Below are 17,805 nucleotides of genomic sequence, written 5' to 3' on the forward strand. Positions count from 1 at the left end.
CTCCCCATGTCGGCGCGTCAGGACAGCACGGCGTGGCGCCGGCTGCTCCGCTTGGCGAGTTCCTCGATGATCTGGCGGGCGAACTGGTGGCAGTGGTTGCCGGTCCGGGCGGTGACCAGGTCCTCGTCCACCACCACGTCCTGGTCCACGTAGACCCCGCCCATGTTGGCCAGGTCGCCGAGCAGGTTGTTGTGCACCACCGCGCGCCGCCCGCGGATCACCGCGGGGATCGGCGCGGCCAGCCACATGCCGTGGCAGATGATCCCCTTGATGATCGCCGGGTCCGCGAAGGCCCGCCGCAGCAGCTGGGAGGCCGGCGGCAGCTCGCCCACCGTCTCGGTGTAGCGCAGCCGGTCGGCGACGATCCCGGACGGGACGATCAGCGCCGCGAACTCCCGCAGCGCGTACTCGTCCAGGTCCTCGAAGGACTCGCTCACCTCGAACGGCATCCGGTGCTCGTGGCCCCGGAAGACCAGCCGGTCGTTGCCCCACATCCGGGTCATGAAGTGGACCTCGGCGCCCTCCTCCGCGAACCGGCGCTGGTAGTACAGGATCTCCGGTTCGTAGAAGTCGCTCTCCATCAGCACTGCGATCTTCTGGCCGTTCAGCGTCACCGGGCACTCTCCTTAGCTAGGGCTCGACTCCGGGTCAGGATGAGCGGCCGATCACCAGGTCGATCAGGAACGGGCCGGGGTGGGCCAGCGCCTCGGCGATGGCCGGCGCGACCTGCTCGGGCTTGTCCACCCGGGTGGCGCGCACGCCCAGCGACTCGGACAGCCGGACGAAGTCGATCTCCGGCTGGGAGAGGTCGAACGGCTCGGGGAACTCGTGGTGCTCCACCGCGACGGTCTTCCAGTACTCCTCGATGTTCAGGTCGAGCAGCCGGTAGCGGCCGTTGTTGCAGATCACGAACTTGGCCGCGATGTCGTAGCGGGCCGCGGTCCACAGGCCCTGCACGGTGTACATGCTGCCGCCGTCGCCGGTGAAGCCGAACACGGTGCGCTCGGGGTGGGCCAGCTTGGCGCCGATCGCGCCGGGGATGCCCACACCCAGCGAGCCGCCGCGGGTCTGGTGCCACTGGCCGGGCACGTTCGGCGGCAGGTGCTTGAACAGGCCGGGCGAGCTGGTCAGCGCCTCGTCGAAGAGCACCGAGTCGGCCGGCAACTGCTTGGCCAGCTCCCAGCCGAACAGCTCGGCGGAGAGCGGGCCCTGCTCCAGGGCGGCGGTGTCGGGCGCGCTCACCGCGGCGGCCGCGGCCTGCTTGTCCTGCTGGGCCTTGGTCAGCCGGGCCAGTGCGTCGGCCTTCTGCTCGGCGGTCTGCCGGCGGCGCAGCGCCTCGGTGAGCAGCGGCAGCGTGCTCTTCGGGTCGGCCAGCAGGCCCAGGTCGACCGGGAAGTTCTTGGCGATCGCGCCGTGGTCCAGGTCGAGGTGGACCACCTTGGTGCCGGGCGAGAAGACCCCGTCCAGCAGCGGGTAGACCTCGTTGAGGGTGTAGGTGCCGACGATCAGCACCCCGTCCGCCGGGTTGATCACCTTGGCACTGGCCTCGCCGAACATGTGGCCCAGCTGGCCGCCGAACAGCGGGTGGGCGGCCGGCAGGTTGACCTCGGCCCAGTCCGCGCCCCAGACCGTGGCGCCCCAGGTTTCGGCGAACTCGGCCAACTCGGCCTGGGCGCCGGAAAAGTGCACGCCGTCGCCGGCCAGCACCAGGGGGTGGCGGGAGCCGGCCAGCAGGCCGGCGGCCTGCTCCAGCGACTCGGCGGTCGGCACCGAGGTGGTGGTCAGGTAGGAGGTGGGGACGGCGTCCTCGGTGGTCTCGGCGTCCATCACGTCGGCCGGCAGCACCACCAGGACCGGGCCGTACGGCGGGGTGGCCGCCACCTTGAAGGCGCGCCGCAGCACCCGCAGGGTGGACTGCGGGTCCACCACCCGGGTCGCCCACTTGGTCACCGGCTTGGCCATGCCGACCAGGTCGGCGGCCATCTGGGCGTCCATGCTGTCGTACGCCAGGCCGGACTCGCCGACCACCACGACCAGCGGGGCGTGGCCGCGCATCGCCTGGTAGAGCATGCCGATGCCGTTGCCCAGGCCCACCCCGGAGTGCAGCTGGAGCAGGGTGGGCTCGCGGGTGGCCCGGGCGTAGCCGTCGGCGATGCCGACCACCACGGCCTCCTGCAGGGACAGGATGTACTCGAGCTCGGGGAAGCCCCGCAGCTCGTCCAGGAAGCCCTGCTCCACGGTGCCGGGGTTGCCGAACATGTAGCGCACGCCGTCGGCCTTGAACTGTTCGAGCATCGCGACCCGCGCGGGCCTGCTGCTGGCCATCTCAGCCTCTCCTCTGCAAGACGGATCGTCTGCATGCCGATCAATGGTGTGGAACGAGCGGGCGGTCGCGCGGTGCGCGCCGGAGCGACCGCCCGCCCGGTCAGAGGGCGCCGGGGCTCAGCTGGTGTGGAAGCCCCACTGGCGCAGCCCGTGCTCCAGCACCTCGACGACCTTCTGGCCGGTCAGGTAGGAGTCGGGGGTGGAACGGCCGGTGATGAACGGGAAGTCCACGATGACCGAGGTCTCGTGGCCGAAGTTGCCGTGGTAGGCACCGTTCGGGGCCGTCGCGTCGCGCAGGATGTACTCCAGCGGGTACGGCGGCGGGCCGATCACGAAGTCGGTCCCCATGAAGCCGGTGCTGTCCTTGTAGTCGTACTCGATGCAGTGACCGGTGACGTGCTTGTTCTTGATGATGCTGACCCGGTCGTCCATCTCGCGGGCGAAGGCCAGGCAGGTCACGCCGTAGCACTCGGCGGCCACCACCAGGCCGGCGTTGCGGAAGGCCAGGATCAGGTCGTGCACCCGCCAGTTGTTGGCCAGGTCCACGATCGGGCCGGAGCCGCCGACGATGAGCAGCGCGTCGTAGCGCTCGGCGACCTGCTCCTGCACGTGGTCGCGGCGGGTGTGGTAGGTCTCGAAGGCGCGCAGGAAGTCCGGCCGGCTGCGGTAGGGCCGGTCCGGCAGCCAGGAGGAGATGTTGATCGGGTTGTCCAGCCGGTCCGAGGCCTCGACCGCCTTGACCTTCTCGGCCACCTCGGCGCTGGTCACCGGCTTGCCGAGCGGCGGGTCGATGTACTCGGGGTCGTAGCTCGGCGGCAGCGCGACCGGGCGCTTGCCGGTCGGGGTCGCGAAGGTGACCTCGTAGCCGGCCTTGTCGAAGGTCTCCAGCGGACCGATCAGCTCCTCGCCCCAGTAGCCGTACTCGGACAGGACGATGAGGACTCGTTTCTTCGCCACGGGCGGTGTTCCCTCCATCGTGGGCACGGCGACGCGTGACGCCGTTGCGGTTGTTCGGTCGGGGGCAGGAGTTCTGGCTCGGAGTACCGTCGCGGAAGTCGACGCGCCGATTCCTGCTATAAGCATCCTGAGATTCGGTCGCAGCGGTGTCAACGCATCTCAGAGGCCCTCCGGGATACCGTCAAGTCCTGGTCAAAGGACGTCATGTGACATTCAGTCACCTCATTCCGACTTGCCACAGTGCATGCTTTCTTCCGCGATTGTCAGGTGGTAGCACCGCTGCGGGACTAGCCTCGAATTGCCGAATCGCATTACCTCGTTCCGTGCGCGCAGGCGTCCGACCGCGCGAGGGACCAGTCGGCGCCCGAGGCGGTCCCCCCGCTCGGCGCCCGCGATTTCGAGGAGATTCCGCCGATGCAGCAGGACCCGCGAGCGGCCGCCGCCACCCCGGCGCCGCCGCCCCCGCGCCCCTCGCCCGCCCCCCGGCTGGAGCTGGAGGTGGCCAAACCGGTCAGCTGGGTCGAGCTCTTCTACGATCTGGTGTTCGTCTTCGCCGTCACCCAGGTGACCAGCCTGCTCACCCACCACGGCGGCTGGACCGGCCTGCTGGCCGCCTGGGTGGTCTTCACCCCGTTCTGGTGGTCCTGGGTCGGCAGTTCGGTGCTCGCCAACCTCACCGACGTGGACCGCACCCGGGACCGGCTGCGGCTGTTCGGCATCGTGCTGGCCACCCTGATGATGACCACGATGATCCCGCACGCGCTGAACGGCGAGGGGACCCTGTTCGCCGTCAGCTTCGTGGTGCTGCGCGGGCTGCTGGTCTGGTGGTCCAAGGACGCCTTCCAGCGGCTTCGGCTGAACCCGTTCACCCTGTCGGCCTTCGTCATCTCGCCGCTGGTGCTGCTCAGTTCCCGCCTGCCGGAGCACCAGCGGGTACTGGTCTGGGGGGTGCTGATGGTCGCCGAGCTGTCCACCACCTACCTGCTGCGGGCCCGCCTGGCCGGCATCCGGGTCGAACCGAGCCACCTGCCCGAGCGGTTCGGCCTGGTCATCATGATCTCGCTGGGCGAGTCGATCGGGACCGTCGGCCGGGCCATGAGCGAGGGCATCCAGCCGCTGCAACTGCTCGCGCTGATCGAGGTCTTCGTACTCTGCTGCGGGCTGTGGTGGATCTACTTCCACTTCTCCAACGCGGCCATCGAGCACCAGTTGCGCACCCGCGACAACCAGAGCCAGGTGGTCCGCGAGCTGCTCGCCTACGGGCACTACCTGCTCACCCTGGCCATCATCGTCATCTCGGTCTCCACCGGCCGGGTGGTGGCGACCCCGCTGCCGCCGCTGCCGACCGGCCTGACCTGGCTGGCCTGCGGCGGCACCGCGCTCTTCCTGGCCGTCTTCGCCTGGCCCCGCTGGGGCCTGCGCCGCCGGCTGGTGGTGCTGCGGCTCTCGGTGGCCGCCGCCGGGCTGCTGCTGGGCCTGCTCGGCGGCCGGCTGCCCGGGGTGCTGCTGATCGGGCTGCTGGCCGCCCTGGTCGCCGTGACCAGCTGGGCCGAGACCAGCAGGATGCTCCCGAAGGAACCGTGCGCCTGCGGCTGCCGCTCCAAGCGCCACTACGTCCCGCACCACCTGGTGCAGAGCTGGCGGGAGCACTCGGCTCCCTGAGTCCGCGTCAGCGCGCATGCGCAGAGGCCCCGTCCGCGGACGGGGCCTCTGCGCATGCGTGCGGGGCCACTCAGAACAGCTCGGGGGTGTCGCCGAGCGGGACGAACGAGGTCACGTCGTAGGTACGCAGCTTCGGCTTGCCGTCCACGAACACGATCTCCCAGGACTGGTCGGCCCGGAAGTCCAACGCCTGGCTCTTGGGCTGCGGCGGGTTCCAGATCCGGGTCTGCCAGCGGACGATCACGTGCACCTTGTAGAAGCCGTCCGCGGCCTCCACGTCGGACAGCTCGACGGTGTGCGCCTCGTCGAAGAACCGATTGGTGACGGTGTCGTACCAGTTCTTCAGGCCGGCGTAGTCGGTGACGGTGACCTCCGGGAAGATGAAGCGGATCCCGTCGGCCTCGGACACCAGGTACTCGGTGACCTCGTCCCACGGCACGTGGTTGTCGAGCGCCACGTACCAGTCGGCGACGTACTGCTTGATCTGCTGGACCTCGGTCTCCACAGTGGTGGTCATGGGGTGTCTCCCTCGATCGAGAACAGGGCGTAGCCATCCCATTGGAGCCCCCGGGCAGCCGCCGCGCCGGGCCGCCGCCGGTGCCTCGGCGCACTCGTGGCACTCCCTGCCGGTACTGCGCCAACTCCGTTGCCGCGCACGGGACTGGCGGGGGACTGCACGCAATAGCCGGGGGCGGACCGACAACGTCCGGAAGTACCCGCGCCCGAGGTCGGGCCGCTTGCCGGGGGTTCTGCCCGGCTCGTGTACTGGAGCGAGCGGATCTTCGGGGGGTCCCGAGTCCCCACCGACGCAACGGAGCCGGGAGGCGCCAGTGGACACCAGGAGTGTCATCGAAAGGTATTACGAGCTGGCCAACAAGGGTGACTGGCAGGGCTGGGCAGACCTGTTCGCCGAGGACCAGGTCATGGACGAGCAGCTCGCCGGCCGGGTCGAGGGCCGCCAGACCCTGCGCGACATGGTGGTCGGCTTCCCCGACGTGTACGCCCAGTTCCAGAACGTGCCGCGGCACATCGTGGTCGAGGGCGAGCAGGCCACCGTGGTCTCCCACATCTCGGCCCGCACCCACAAGGACGAGACCATCGAGGCCGACGTCGCCAACTACTTCAAGGTGGTCGACGGGCAGATCGCCTACATGGCCAACTTCCACGACACGGTCCCGTTCCGGCCCGTCCTGGGCGGCTGACCCGATCGGAGCCACAGCATGGACGAGTTCGACTACGTCATCGTCGGTGGCGGCACCGCCGGATCGGTGCTCGCCAACCGCCTGACCGAGGACCCGCAGGTGCGGGTGCTCGTGCTGGAGGCGGGCGGCCCGTGGATCCCGGCGGCGGTGGACGCGCCGCAGGCCTGGTTCACCCTGCTCGGCAGCTCGGTCGACTGGGGTTACCAGAGCGTCCCGCAGCCCGGCCTGAACGGCCGCACCACCTACGAGCCGCGCGGCCGGATGCCCGGCGGCAGCAGCAACCTGTACATCATGATGCACATCCGGGGCCACGCCTCGGACTTCGACGACTGGGCCTACCAGGGCGCGGCCGGCTGGTCCGCCGCCGACCTGGCTCCGTACTTCCGCAAGCTGGAGGACCAGGAGGACCCGGTCCCCGGGATCAGCGGCACCGGCGGCCCGCAGCGGGTCACCAACGCCGGGCTGCACGACCCCAACCCGCTGTCGCGCACCTTCATCGACGCCTGCCTGGAGCTCGGCCACCCCGAGACCCCGGACTTCAACGGCGAGCAGATGCTGGGCACCGGCTGGCACCACATCGACGTCGCGGACGGCGAGCGGCGCGGGGCGATGCGCTCCTACCTGGAGCCGGCCCTGGGCCGTCCCAACCTGACCGTGCGGACCAACACCCAGGCCACCCGGCTGATCGTCGAGAACGGGCGCTGCACCGGGGTGACGTACCGTCAGGAGGCCCCGGCGCAGCCCGAGGGCGAGGGCCGCACGCTGGCCACCGCCGCCCCCGCCGAACCGGGCGAGTACACCGTGCGGGCCACCGCCGAGGTGCTGGTCTGCTCGGGCGCGATCGAGTCGCCCAAGCTGCTGCTGCTCTCCGGCATCGGCGCCCCCGCCCAGCTGCGCGAGTTCGGGATCCCGGTGGTCGCCGAGGTCCCCGGGGTGGGCGAGAACTTCCACAACCACGTGCTCACCGGTCTGATCGCGGAGACCGTGGAGCCGGTGGAGGCACCCCGGCAGAACCTCTCCGAGGCGGCGCTGTTCGCCAACTCGCAGCCGGGGATGATCGCGCCGGACCTGCAGCTGGCCTTCGTGCACGCGCCGTTCGACATCATCATCGGACAGCAGCACCCCAACGCGGTCAGCATCCTGCCCGGCGTGGTCCGGCCGCAGTCGCGCGGCTGGATCCGGCTGGCCAGTGCCGACCCGCTGGCCAAGCCGCTGGTCCACCCGAACTACCTCGGCGACCGCTCGGACCTGGAGCGGATGGTCCAGGCCGTCAAACTGTCCCGGGACATCTTCGGCACCTCGGCCTTCGCCGGCGCGCTCAAGGGCGAGCTGGCGCCGGGGCCGGACGTGCGCACCGACGCCGAACTGACCGACTACGTCCGCGCGCACGCGGACAGCTACCACCACCAGGCCGGCTCCTGCCGGATGGGGATCGACGACCTGTCGGTGGTCGACCCCCGGCTGCGGGTGCACGGTGTGGCGGGCCTGCGGGTCGTCGACGCCAGCGTGATGCCGGCGGTGGTGTCGGGCAACTGCCACACCGCCATCGTCGCGATCGCCGAGCGGGCCGCGGACCTGATCAAGGAGGAGCGCCATGGCTGAGGCCACCGGACTGCGCTGGTCGCACGTCGGGCTCAACTGCAGTGACCTGGACCGGACCGAGGAGTTCTACCGGACCTGGTTCGGCTTCGAGCGGGCCCGGGTGGTCGACCTGGGCGACGACCGGATCGTCTTCCTGCGCAAGGGGCCGGCCTACCTGGAGCTGTTCCACTCGACCAGCGCCGCCGCGCCCGCCGCCGGCGCCGACGGCCCCCAGCAGCCGGGCACCATCCGGCACCTGGCCTTCCAGACCGACGACATCGACGGCTTCCTGGCCAAGGCCGAGGGCGTGCTGCCGTTCTCCCTGGGCCCGCTGGAGTTCGACGACTTCATCGAGGGCTGGAAGACCGTCTGGGTGACCGACCCCGACGGCGTGGTGGTCGAGGTCAGCCAGGGCTACCAGGACGCGGGCAGCACCGCCTGACCCCACCCGCGCACCACCCAGCACCACCCAGCACCACCCGCGACCCGCCGGCCGGGGCCACCGCCCCGGCCGGCGGTCGCTTCTGTGTCCCACCCCCGCAGTACACGTGCCGCACAGCTCCGCCGCCGCAGCGGACCTGCCGCAAAGCTTTGCCGCCGCCCGTCGGGCGGGGCCGCCCCCGGCCCGGGCACAACGCAAGGGCCCCGGCGCCGGGTGGCGTCGGGACCCTGTCCTGAGAGGTGGTCGGGTCGGCCGGCTAGCCCTCGGCCGCTCGGCCCAGCTCGACCTCGAACTCCTCCTGGAAGTCCTCCTCGAACTCCTCCTCGAGTTCGGCCTCCAACTCGGCCTCCAGCTCCGCCTCGAGCTCGGCCTCCAGCTGGTCGTCGTCCTCCAGCGCCTGGGCCAGCTGCAGCTCCTGCAGGGTGTGGAAGCCCAGCGCCGCCGAGGCCAGCGTCACGTGGTGGTGCCAGCCGCGGAAGGAGCGGCCCTCGAAGTCGCCCAGCCCGTAGCTCTGGCGCAGCCGCTCGTGGCTGAGCGTGGCCTGGTGGCGCAGCTCGGCCAGTGCGACGGTGTCCGCCAGCCGGTCGGGCGGCAGGTTGGTCAGCCAGTAGGTGCGCGGCCGGGAGCGGCCGAAGGGCCACTCCACGACCAGCTGGCGCGGCGGCCGGTGGGTGGGCCGCAGCGGCCGCGGGGTGTGCTGGCCGACCGCGCCGACCGGCCCGACGCCCAGCTGGGCGACCAGGAACTGCGACTGGCGGGTGCGCGCCTCGGGGCCGTCCTGCCAGGAGAGCCGCACCCGCTCGCCCCGGTTGCCGAGCGCGAGCGCCACCTCGACGGCGGGGTTGCGGTGCCCGGGGGCGCGGCCGGGCAGCTGGCGGACCGGCAGCAGGGTGCTCGGGCCGACCTCCACCAGGTAGCCGAAGCCGCGGTCCTCCAGACCGAGCAGCAGCGCCTCGATCTCCGGCTCGTAGGTCCAGTCGGCCAGCAGCGGGGCCGGCGGCACGTCCCATTCGAGGATCTCGTCCAGCGACTCCAGCGCGTAGCGCCAGCGCGGGCGGTGGCGCTCCTCCTCGGGCACGTGCGCCTGACTGCGCAGCTCCTCGTCACCGTCCCAGTGCCTGGGCAGCATCAGGTGCCAGTTCACCGGCAGGCACGCGTCCTGGTGAACCAGCGAAGTTGCCAGCGCGAGCTGGCAGTTGACGACTCGTCCGGCGGAGCCGACGAACTGTCGGCCGACCCCGGCGGACCGGGTGCCGTTCTTGGGGAACACCACCTCGTCCATCGCCCAGGCCTGCGGAACCGCCAGGTCGGCGACCCGCTCGGCCAGCGAGCGGCGCACGGTGTGGGCGGCCCAGGTGCTCTGGTTGACGAACTGCTGGATCGGCTGGACCGCTTTCCGACCGAGCACCTTCTCGGTGATGTTGGCCGGCGTCCGGCGGCCATCGGCGTGCATCAGCCCACGCAGGTAGACCTCGCCCCATCGGCGCTGGTCGGACCGGGCGAAGCTGGAGAAGAGGTCTCGGCAGTAATCGGAGATTCCGTCCTGCCGATCCCCGGTGTACGAATCACGGAGGTGCGAAACCTTAGCCACAGCAGGTCCTTCGACTATCGGAGGGCCGAGCACCGGCCCCGTCGGAACGGGGCCGGTGCACGGCCGAGCGGGGTCACTCGTCGGTGCAGGCGCGGTCCATGTCGAGTACGAAGGCGTCGGTCGCCACGAGCATCGAGGCGATTTCGGGCTCGACCGAGCCGACGATCACGAAGTCGACGTCGGCGCCGATCTTGGTGCGCTGGAACAGCAGCTCGTTGATCACCGGACGGCTGATGTCGGTGACCTTGCAGAGGTGGAACTCGACCCGGCGGGGGTTGACCGACAGGGCCTCGCGCAGGCCGCGCTGGAAGTTCTCCAGCTCCTGGAGGTCGAGGATCCCCTCCAGGTGTATGTGCGCGGTCTCGCCGTCGAACTCGCTGTTGATCCGCAGCCGCATGTCGGCCGGCTCCACCACGACCTTGACCCGCAGCGGCTCGTCGCTCTCCGGCAGGTTGACGGTCAGCGCCTTGGCGTCGAAGTCGTGGTACGGCTGGTCGTTGACGGTCACCTGGTCGATCTGGATCGACCCGGCCGGCAGCAGGTCCGGGGAGACCCGCAGCACCCGGTCCGGGAACGCGTCGGGACGCGGCCGGAAGTGCAGGGTGAGCTGCTGCGAGGTGAGCAGCAGGTTGGTGTAGGTCGCCGCCAGGTAGCAGAGCTCCAGCGCGTGGTAGCCGGCCATCGAGTGGCTGCCCTTGAGCCGCTCGGTGCCGAGCAGGTACGGGATGCCGTTGGCCAGCACGTTGAAGTACACGCCGCCGTCGTCGTAGTCGAGGAAGAAGGCGTTGTAGAACGCCGCCGCCTCGCGGGCCAGCCGCCGGTGCTCCGGGTCGCCGGTGACGCCGGCCAGGATCAGGTAGGCCAGGATCGACTGCTCCTGCTGCCACCAGGCCTTGCGGTCGTGCCAGACCAGCCGGTGCGCACCGCTGTCCGGGTCGGCGACCCGCTCCACCACGTCGTACCAGCCACCGCGCTGCTGGTCGCTGCCGACCGGCGGCATGATCTCGGCGATCCGCTCGGCCAGGGTCGAGTACTCCGCCTTGTCCTTGAGCGCCCGGATCCGGGTCAGGTTCCAGGCGATCTTGAGGTTGTGGCCGACCACCGCGCGGTTCTGCTGCCAGCCCCAGGTGCGGTCCGGGCTCCAGTCCTCGTGGAACCGCTCCTGCACGAACGGGCTGCCGGGCTCGTCCGGGAAGTACCGGGCGATGGTGTCGGCGGTCAGCTCCAGCAGCTCGCCGAAGTCCTCCCGGCCGGTGGCCAGGTAGGCGTTGATCAGGTACGCCGGAGCGTGGTCGCCGACCGAGTTCCAGTTCTTCCGGGCCCGGTTGTGGCCCAGCGAGTCGGCCCGCGGGTCCATGGTGATCGGGTCGATGTGCGAGAAGAACCCGCCGCGCTCCTCGTCCTTGAAGTACTTGTGGAAGAGGGCGACGGTCTTGTCGATGTCGTCCAGGATCCGCGGGTCGCCGGTGATCCGGTAGGTCTGGGTCGGACCGGCCAGCGCGTAGATCTGCTCGTACATCGGGATCGCGTTGTAGTCGTCGCCGAACTCCGAGGCGAAGACCTTGCGCTGGGCACCGGGGGTGATGTCGATCGCGTGGTACCAGTAGGCGACGCCCTCGCGCTCGTCCGAGACCCGCATGTGCTCGCGCAGGTACTCGGTGCCGGACTCGGCCGCGGCCAGGAAGCGCTCCTCGCCGGTCAGCATGAAGGCGGTGGCGAGGCCGTAGACCAGGCGGGAGATGGTGTCCGTCTCCTGGCGCAGGTCCTGCGCCTGGTGGTCGGCCACGTGGGAGCCGTGCAGGGTCAGCCGGGTGCGGAAGCCGCGCCAGTCGTAGACCCCGTCGGGGAAGTGGCCGCGCAGGTAGAAGTCGGCGATCTCGGCCGCCTGCTGCACCCACCAGTTGGGCTGCTCGAAGACGTACGCGCCGCGGCGCTGCTCCGCGAAGACGATCTGGCGGGCGTCGATCCGCTCGCCGCCGGCCCACTGGTGGAACAGGCCGTAGACGAAGACGTACCGGCCTTCGGCCAGCATGTCCCGGGTGGACCCGCTGGTGTCCCGGCGGTCCTTGTCGCCCAGGTTGCGGACGATCTCGGAGCCGAGCAGGCCGTCCAGGTGGATGGTGAACTCGCGCCCGTCGGTGGTCCGCAGACCGAACCGGTCGTTCGACGGGTCGTACGAGGTGATGTAGCCGGCGATGCTGTCCGAGTAGGTCCGCCGGACCTCGGATGCGCTCATCGGGTGCTGCCTCCGTTTTCGGGCAGCGCCGCCAGGACGACGACGCTGCGCCCGTGGGCGTGGAATTGGTAGTCCGGTACGAGCTCCGCCCGGTCGGTCGGCAGCAGGTCGGCCCCGCTGCCCTGGGCGGTGTCGACCAGCCGGTGCCACTGGCGGTCGGCCACGTGCGGCAGCTCGAAGTCCAGGCCGAGGTGGTACATGTTGAGGATCACGTGCAGGTCAGGGTCGCCGTCGAAGCCGGCCAGCGTGAACGAGAGGACCCGGGCATTGGTGTCCTCCCAGCCGGGCTGCTCCAACTTGACCCCGTGCCAGGTCACCTCGGGCATGTTGCGCTCGTTGGTGCGGCCGTCGAAGAACCGCGGCCGGCGCACCGCCGGGTGCTCCTTGCGCAGGGCGATCATGCCCCGGAAGAACTCCCGGACCTCGCTCTCCTTCGCCGCCTGGTCCCAGTTCAGCCAGGAGATCTCGTTGTCCTGGCAGTAGGCGTTGTTGTTGCCGAACTGGGTGTTCCGGAACTCGTCGCCGGCCAGGATCATCGGCACCCCGCGCGAGAGCATCAGGATGGCGGCGAAGTTCTTGATCTGACGGACCCGCAGCCGCTCGACGTCGTCCGCGTCGCTGGGCCCCTCGAAGCCGCAGTTCCAGCTGTAGTTCTCGTGGCTGCCGTCGGCGTTGCCCTCACCGTTGGCGTCGTTGTGCTTGCCGTTGTAGCTGACCAGGTCGTTGAGCGTGAACCCGTCGTGGCAGGTGAGGAAGTTGATGCTGTTGGTGGGCAGTTCGCCGGTCCGCCCGAACAGGTCGCGGGAGCCGCCGATCCGGGTGGCCAGGGTGCCGACCAGGCCGCCGTCGCCGCGGACGAACCGCCGCACGTCGTCCCGGAACGGGCCGTTCCACTGCGCCCAGCGCCGCCCGGGGAACCGGCCGACCTGGTACAGGCCGCCGCCGTCCCACGGCTCGGCGATGATCTTCGTCTCGGAGAGGATCCCGGACAGCTCGATCGCCCACAGCAGCGGCGGCGTGTCCATCTCGTAGCCCTCGGCGCCCCGGGAGAGTTCGGAGGCGAGGTCGAACCGGAAGCCGTCCACGTGCATCTCGGTGACCCAGTACTCCAGGCACTCGATGATGAACTTCGCCACCGCCGGGTGGTTGGCGTTGATCGCGTTGCCGCAGCCGGTGAAGTCCATGTAGTGCCGGCGGTCCTGCGGCCACAGGTGGTAGTAGACCTCGTTGGCCTGGCCGCGGAAACTGATCGTCGGGCCGTGCTCGTTGCCCTCCGAGGTGTGGTTGAAGACCACGTCCAGGATCACCTCGATCCCGGCCTGGTGCAGCGCCTTGACCATGTCCCGGAACTCGGAGATGTGCTTGCAGCCGCAGGCGTCCACGCAGTAGGCACTGTGCGGGGCGAAGAAGCTGAACGGGTCGTAGCCCCAGTAGTTGCGCAGCGGCTCCCCGTTCGGGCCGGTCCGCAGCACCTCGCGCTCGTCGAAGTCGAAGACGGGCAGCAGCTCGACCGCGGTGACGCCGAGCTCCTTGAGGTACGGGATCTTCTCGATCACGCCGGCGAAGGTGCCCGGGTGGGCCACTCCCGAGGTCGGCGAGGAGGTCATGCCGCTCACGTGCATCTCGTAGATGACGGTGTCCGCCAGCGGAGTGCGCAGCGGGCGGTCGTCCTCCCAGTCGTAGCGCTCCAGGTCGACGACCATGCTGCGCATCGAGTAGGCACAGTTGTCCTCGGGCCCGACCGCGCGCGACCGGTCCCACAGGGTGTTCACGTTGGCCCGCGAGTACGGGTCCAGCAGCACCTTGCGCTCGTTGAACCGGGTCCCGACGCCCTTGGGGTCGGGGTGGCCGCCCACCCGGTACGCGTACACCTGGCCGGACTTCAGCCCGGAGACATGGCAGTGCCAGAAGTGGTAACTGCGGTGCTGCTCCTTGTCGAGCTGGATCACCCGGGTCGGCGCCAGGGCGTCGAAGGTGTCGAACAACAGCAACTCCACCTGGCTCGCTCGCTCGGCGAACAGCGAGAAGTTCACGCCGGTGTCGTCCAGCGTCGCGCCCAGTGGCTGCGGGCGTCCCGCGGTGACCTCTGCTCTCGCGAGGATGTCGGCTCCGACTACTACGGTCGCCTCCGTCTTACTCTGAGTCATGTCGCCAGTCAACTCCCAACCCATACTGCACCCGGAATGGATGATTCCGGCCGGTTTCCGGCTCCCCGGAATTTGCCCGACCGGGTCTTCCGCCGACGCAGACGCGCGCACGGGTGCGGGCGGCGGACCGTGTGTGGCTTACTACGTCAGACCCACCGGGGTCCGGTCCCAGACCAGCGACCCGTAGGCCTCGCTCCAGGACGGGATCGCCGGGCCCGGCTCGTTGAAGATCTCGAAGGTGACGCCCCGCGCCGCCGGTATGTACAGGGCCTGGACGCAGGCCTCGGCCACGTCGTCCCGGGACACCCAGCCGGTGCCCTGGTCGCCCTGCTCGAACCTGACCCGCTCGCCCGCGGTGCGGTCGTCGACCAGCCAGCCGGGCCGCACCACGGTGTACGGCAGGCCCGACTCGCGCAGCAGTTCCTCGCCCGCGAAGCGCCAGACCAGCATGCGGCCGTAGGCGTTCAGCGGGTGACCCTGGTGGGTCGCGTGCAACTGGCTGACCAGCACCACCTGCGGACGGTTGCCGCCCGCGGTGGCCGCTGCCAGCACGTTGCGCACGCCCTGGTGCAGCGTGGTCTCCGGCCGGTCCGGGCCCCGGTCGTCGGTGCCCGGCTCGACGCAGTAGACCACCGCCGCGCAGCCGGCCAGCGGCGTCGCCAGGGTCTGGGGCACCCGGACGTCGCCCTGGCTGAACACCGCGCCCGGGGCGAGGTGCCGGCGGGCGTGCTGGACACTGCGGCCGATGACGCGCACACTCTCCCGCCGTTCGAGCAGGCGTTGCACGATGATCCGACCGACGCGTCCTGCGCCTCCGACCACCACCACCGGACTCTCCATCGCTTCGTCTCCTTAAGCGTCAGCTGCTGTGGTGCGTGGCTCAGGAACCGTCAGATCCAGCGCAGGATGTCGTCCGAGCTGGTCAGCCTGGTGCCCGACGGAAGATTTGCGATCGCCGGGACGCGCAGCCGGGGGTAGATGCTGACCCCCGACAGGCGCGAGCCCGGCCAGAGCTGTACGCCGTCCCCGATCGCCGTGTAGCCCTCCAGCCGGACCGGGTTCTGCCGGTCCGACTGGATCTCGACCATCGGGCCGACATAGGTGTCGCTGATGTCGGCGTAGGAACCGATCACCGAGGCGTCGCCGCAGGAGCTGCGGCTCAGCCGGGCTCCGGCGCGCAGCTCCGCGCCGTCGCCGACGTCGGTGTACTCCAGGTGCACGTCGCTGCCGACCGCGACGTGCCGGCCGATCCGCACGCCGGGGCCGATCACCACGCTGCCGTCCTCGATCTTGTCGGCCAGCGTGGTGCCGGTGATGTCGTCCCGGGTGGCCAGCGAGCTCTCGTGGATCCAGTACCGCGGCGAAGCGCTGGCCGGCTCCGTCATCAGCTGGTTCATCAGCGGGTAGTCGCCCGCCAGCACGTCCTTCAGGGTGATCAGGTAGTCCTCGACGTTGCCCAGGTCGCCGAGCCTGGCGATGTGGTGGGCACCCACCGGCAGCCCGCGGGCCACCAGTTCGGGCAGCAGGTCGCCGCCCCAGTCGAGTCGCTGCTGCGCCTTGCGCATCAGCTCCGGCTCGCGCGCCGCCTGGCGCAGCCGGTCGCAGTCCACCAGGTACATCCCCGCGTTGGTGGGGATCATCGCGCAGTTGTCGTGCCGCACCTCGGGGAAGAGATCGTGGATCCGGTCCAGCCCCGGCTTCTCGACGAAGCCGTTCACCAAACCCTGGGCGTCGGTCTGCATCGCGCCGTACTTGCCGGCCACCTCGGCCGGGGTGCGGGCCACCGCCGCCACCGTGACCACCGCCTTGTTGGCCCTGTGGGTCGCCTCCAGCTCGGGCAGGGAGAAGTCGAAGATCGAGTCGACCGGGAGCACCAGGGCCTGCTCGCGCAGGTCCCACTCCTCCAGGTTGTGCAGCGTGGCGGCGCCGGACCCGACGTTGTACCGGTCGAAACTGGGCCGGGAGTAGCGCACCTCGACCCCGTACCGCTCCCCGTGGCCCAGCAGGAGCATGATCTGGCTGCGGTTCTCCAGGCCCTGCGCCACCACGTAGAACTTGTGGATGCCCTGTTCACGGCAGGCGTCGACGACCCATTCGATGAGCCTGCGGCCGACGAACGGGATCAGCGCCTTGCTTCTGATGTAGTCGGCGGATTCCAGAGTGATCGGCTTGGCTCGCTCGCCGCGTCCCCCCGCCAGGATGATCCCCACGGTCCCCATGTCTGAGCCACCCATCCCTCTTCACCACAACCTTGGCGACCTTCTCCAGAATGACTCAACAACATGAGTCACAACCTGTCAACGGTCCAGTCAAATCTGCGATTGGAGGGCTCGGCTTGTCGTCAGGTCCTCGAACACCGGCGCCAGAGCTTGGGACATGTCCGCGTCAATGAAAAAAGTGACACAGCGTCCTGAAACGCGCGTCTCGAATGCCTCGATCCCGGGACGATGGCCCCCAAGTCCCCCGCTCGGCGCGATTCGGGCCATTGGTGCGATCAGACGGGCCGTCAGACTGACGGACAGTCACCTTCCGTCGCGGAAAGGCCTGCAGCACGTGACGGGCGGTAGCCGTGACCGCAATTACTTACGGCCGCTTCCAGACTCGCGCGGGAAAGCAGATATGTTCGGACCTTGCAGCGGGTGTCGTAAGGGGGAACGGCGGGATCATGGTTGAGCCCATGCGCGCGGCATTCTTCGATCTCCACGGAATCAGTCGGGCGGTGGAGTATCACACCGCACTCCTGGAGCGGGCGGACAACCACCGCTCGGTCGGCGACCTGCTGGTGCTGGTGGTCAGCGAATCCAGACCCGGCGCCGAAGATCGGCCGCAGCGGCAGGTCGACCGGGACCCCATGCAGATCGGCCCGGACGTGGTCCTGGTGCTGGAGGCCCCCGAGGACCGCAGCGAGTCGCCACCGGTCACCGTGGTCGAGGCGATCTGCCGGCTCGGCCTGGACCCGGCCCGCTGCTTCGGCTACGCCGACCACGCCGACGGGCTGCGCACCCTCACCGTGGTCGGCAACCCGCGGGTGGTCGGCGACGACTCCCGGCTCACCGCGGAGGCCGGCCAGCGGGGCTGGCCGATCCTGGACTCCTGCACCCGGGTGCCCCCCGCCCCGTAGGGGGCGGCGGCAGGGAAAACTCAGGGGCGCCGCCCCTGGCCCCGGAGCCCGCCGAGGAGCACCGTGGAGGCATGGAACACGGAGATCTGACGCGACGCGAGAACAGCCAACTGGCCGTCGCCAACGCCACCGCGGGCCCGTGGCGGACCGCCGCGGGCGTGGGCGCGGTGGTCGGCGCCGCCGCCCTGGGTGTGGACCTGGTCACCGGCCACTGGTCCACCTCGATCCTGGCCGGACCGGCCGGCTGGGCACTGTTCTTCTTCTTCCTGGTCGGCACCGTCGGCGGGCAGTTGCGCAAGGACACCGGCGACCGCCGGCTGCGCCGCTGGGCCGACGCCCACCCCTGGCAGTCCGCCCTCCCGGCGAGCGGCGCGCTGCTGGTCCTCAACACCCTGGCACTGACCCTGCTGGGCGGCTGGGGCCTGTTCGGCGCGGTCTTCTTCTCGCTGCTGCCGGCCGGGATGCTGCTGCTGGTGGCCGGCGTGGTCGGCTCGGTCAAGGCCGCCCGGCGCCGCTGAATGCGGGATGCTCCTATAGACGT

The 17,805-nt window shown here is 70.2% G+C and carries 15 protein-coding genes; 6 read left to right on the top strand and 9 right to left on the bottom strand.

Annotated elements, in window-relative coordinates; all coding sequences use genetic code 11:
- Positions 1-17: 17 nt before the first annotated feature.
- From C7C46_RS05415 to C7C46_RS05425, 3 genes are all read right to left on the bottom strand, one after another.
- Complete coding sequence (locus C7C46_RS05415; protein WP_110666253.1) at positions 18-614, bottom strand: DJ-1/PfpI family protein; 597 nt, start codon at positions 612-614, stop codon at positions 18-20.
- Between the two features lie 34 nt (positions 615-648).
- Positions 649-2,325, bottom strand: coding sequence for a thiamine pyrophosphate-binding protein (locus tag C7C46_RS05420; RefSeq protein ID WP_110666255.1), 1,677 nt, complete (start codon positions 2,323-2,325; stop codon positions 649-651).
- A 117-nt stretch (positions 2,326-2,442) separates the two neighbouring features.
- Positions 2,443-3,282, bottom strand: a complete 840-nt coding sequence (locus C7C46_RS05425; RefSeq protein WP_245984196.1) for a type 1 glutamine amidotransferase domain-containing protein — start codon at positions 3,280-3,282, stop codon at positions 2,443-2,445.
- A 414-nt stretch (positions 3,283-3,696) separates the two neighbouring features.
- Between C7C46_RS05425 and C7C46_RS05430 the strand changes: the two genes are divergently transcribed.
- On the top strand, positions 3,697-4,944 hold the full coding sequence (locus C7C46_RS05430; protein ID WP_110666259.1) for a low temperature requirement protein A: 1,248 nt from the start codon (positions 3,697-3,699) through the stop codon (positions 4,942-4,944).
- Between the two features lie 70 nt (positions 4,945-5,014).
- Here C7C46_RS05430 and C7C46_RS05435 read toward each other — a convergent pair whose 3' ends face one another.
- Positions 5,015-5,461, bottom strand: a complete 447-nt coding sequence (locus C7C46_RS05435) for a nuclear transport factor 2 family protein (RefSeq protein ID WP_110666261.1) — start codon at positions 5,459-5,461, stop codon at positions 5,015-5,017.
- Positions 5,462-5,774: 313 nt separating this feature from the next.
- On the opposite strand from C7C46_RS05435, the gene C7C46_RS05440 reads away from it, so the two are divergent.
- Genes C7C46_RS05440 through C7C46_RS05450 form a run of 3 tightly spaced genes read left to right on the top strand, consistent with a single transcriptional unit; the run spans position 5,775 to position 8,169 of the window.
- Positions 5,775-6,146, top strand: a complete 372-nt coding sequence (locus C7C46_RS05440; RefSeq protein ID WP_110666263.1) for a nuclear transport factor 2 family protein — start codon at positions 5,775-5,777, stop codon at positions 6,144-6,146.
- 18 nt (positions 6,147-6,164) lie between these two features.
- Positions 6,165-7,748: a GMC family oxidoreductase gene (locus C7C46_RS05445; RefSeq protein WP_110666264.1), complete on the top strand. Its 1,584-nt coding sequence runs from the start codon at positions 6,165-6,167 to the stop codon at positions 7,746-7,748.
- Positions 7,741-8,169 (top strand): VOC family protein, encoded by a 429-nt coding sequence (locus C7C46_RS05450; RefSeq protein WP_110666266.1) that lies wholly within the window; start codon positions 7,741-7,743, stop codon positions 8,167-8,169. Before C7C46_RS05445 ends, C7C46_RS05450 begins: the two co-directional genes overlap by 8 nt.
- Before the next feature lie 256 nt (positions 8,170-8,425).
- Here the strand turns inward: C7C46_RS05450 and C7C46_RS05455 are convergent, their stop codons facing one another.
- The 5 genes from C7C46_RS05455 to C7C46_RS05475 all read right to left on the bottom strand — a co-directional run bounded on the left by C7C46_RS05455 (position 8,426) and on the right by C7C46_RS05475 (position 16,362).
- Complete coding sequence (locus tag C7C46_RS05455; protein ID WP_281278522.1) at positions 8,426-9,760, bottom strand: IS701 family transposase; 1,335 nt, start codon at positions 9,758-9,760, stop codon at positions 8,426-8,428.
- Positions 9,761-9,833: 73 nt separating this feature from the next.
- A complete protein-coding gene (locus tag C7C46_RS05460) occupies positions 9,834-11,996 on the bottom strand; it encodes an AGE family epimerase/isomerase (protein WP_110666267.1) in 2,163 nt (720 codons plus the stop codon).
- Positions 11,993-14,143 carry a glycogen debranching protein GlgX gene (glgX, locus tag C7C46_RS05465; RefSeq protein WP_110666269.1) on the bottom strand — a complete coding sequence of 717 codons (2,151 nt, stop codon included), beginning with the start codon at positions 14,141-14,143 and terminating at the stop codon, positions 11,993-11,995. Before glgX ends, C7C46_RS05460 begins: the two co-directional genes overlap by 4 nt.
- Positions 14,144-14,284: 141 nt before the next feature.
- The gene (locus C7C46_RS05470; RefSeq protein WP_110666271.1) at positions 14,285-14,983 is read right to left on the bottom strand and encodes an NAD(P)H-binding protein; all 699 of its coding nucleotides are present in this window, start codon (positions 14,981-14,983) and stop codon (positions 14,285-14,287) included.
- Positions 14,984-15,033: 50 nt separating this feature from the next.
- The gene (locus C7C46_RS05475) at positions 15,034-16,362 is read right to left on the bottom strand and encodes a nucleotidyltransferase family protein (RefSeq protein ID WP_110666273.1); all 1,329 of its coding nucleotides are present in this window, start codon (positions 16,360-16,362) and stop codon (positions 15,034-15,036) included.
- A 500-nt stretch (positions 16,363-16,862) separates the two neighbouring features.
- Between C7C46_RS05475 and C7C46_RS05480 the strand changes: the two genes are divergently transcribed.
- Positions 16,863-17,264: an HAD family hydrolase gene (locus C7C46_RS05480; protein WP_110666275.1), complete on the top strand. Its 402-nt coding sequence runs from the start codon at positions 16,863-16,865 to the stop codon at positions 17,262-17,264.
- Between the two features lie 71 nt (positions 17,265-17,335).
- A complete protein-coding gene (locus C7C46_RS05485; protein WP_110666277.1) occupies positions 17,336-17,782 on the top strand; it encodes a hypothetical protein in 447 nt (148 codons plus the stop codon).
- Positions 17,783-17,805: the final 23 nt, after the last annotated feature.

Source organism: Streptomyces tateyamensis (assembly GCF_003205575.1).
Classification (GTDB): Bacteria; Actinomycetota; Actinomycetes; order Streptomycetales; family Streptomycetaceae; genus Kitasatospora; species Kitasatospora tateyamensis.

What these genes read in the sequence shown, in the direction of transcription:
- C7C46_RS05435 (WP_110666261.1), bottom strand. Translation starts at nt 5,461, where the DNA reads ATGACCACCACTGTGGAGACCGAGGTCCAGCAGATCAAGCAGTACGTC.
- C7C46_RS05485 (WP_110666277.1), top strand. Translation starts at nt 17,336, where the DNA reads ATGGAACACGGAGATCTGACGCGACGCGAGAACAGCCAACTGGCCGTC.
- C7C46_RS05450 (WP_110666266.1), top strand. Translation starts at nt 7,741, where the DNA reads ATGGCTGAGGCCACCGGACTGCGCTGGTCGCACGTCGGGCTCAACTGC.
- C7C46_RS05430 (WP_110666259.1), top strand. Translation starts at nt 3,697, where the DNA reads ATGCAGCAGGACCCGCGAGCGGCCGCCGCCACCCCGGCGCCGCCGCCC.
- C7C46_RS05420 (WP_110666255.1), bottom strand. Translation starts at nt 2,325, where the DNA reads ATGGCCAGCAGCAGGCCCGCGCGGGTCGCGATGCTCGAACAGTTCAAG.
- glgX (WP_110666269.1), bottom strand. Translation starts at nt 14,143, where the DNA reads ATGACTCAGAGTAAGACGGAGGCGACCGTAGTAGTCGGAGCCGACATC.
- C7C46_RS05470 (WP_110666271.1), bottom strand. Translation starts at nt 14,983, where the DNA reads ATGGAGAGTCCGGTGGTGGTGGTCGGAGGCGCAGGACGCGTCGGTCGG.
- C7C46_RS05475 (WP_110666273.1), bottom strand. Translation starts at nt 16,362, where the DNA reads ATGGGGACCGTGGGGATCATCCTGGCGGGGGGACGCGGCGAGCGAGCC.
- C7C46_RS05445 (WP_110666264.1), top strand. Translation starts at nt 6,165, where the DNA reads ATGGACGAGTTCGACTACGTCATCGTCGGTGGCGGCACCGCCGGATCG.
- C7C46_RS05460 (WP_110666267.1), bottom strand. Translation starts at nt 11,996, where the DNA reads ATGAGCGCATCCGAGGTCCGGCGGACCTACTCGGACAGCATCGCCGGC.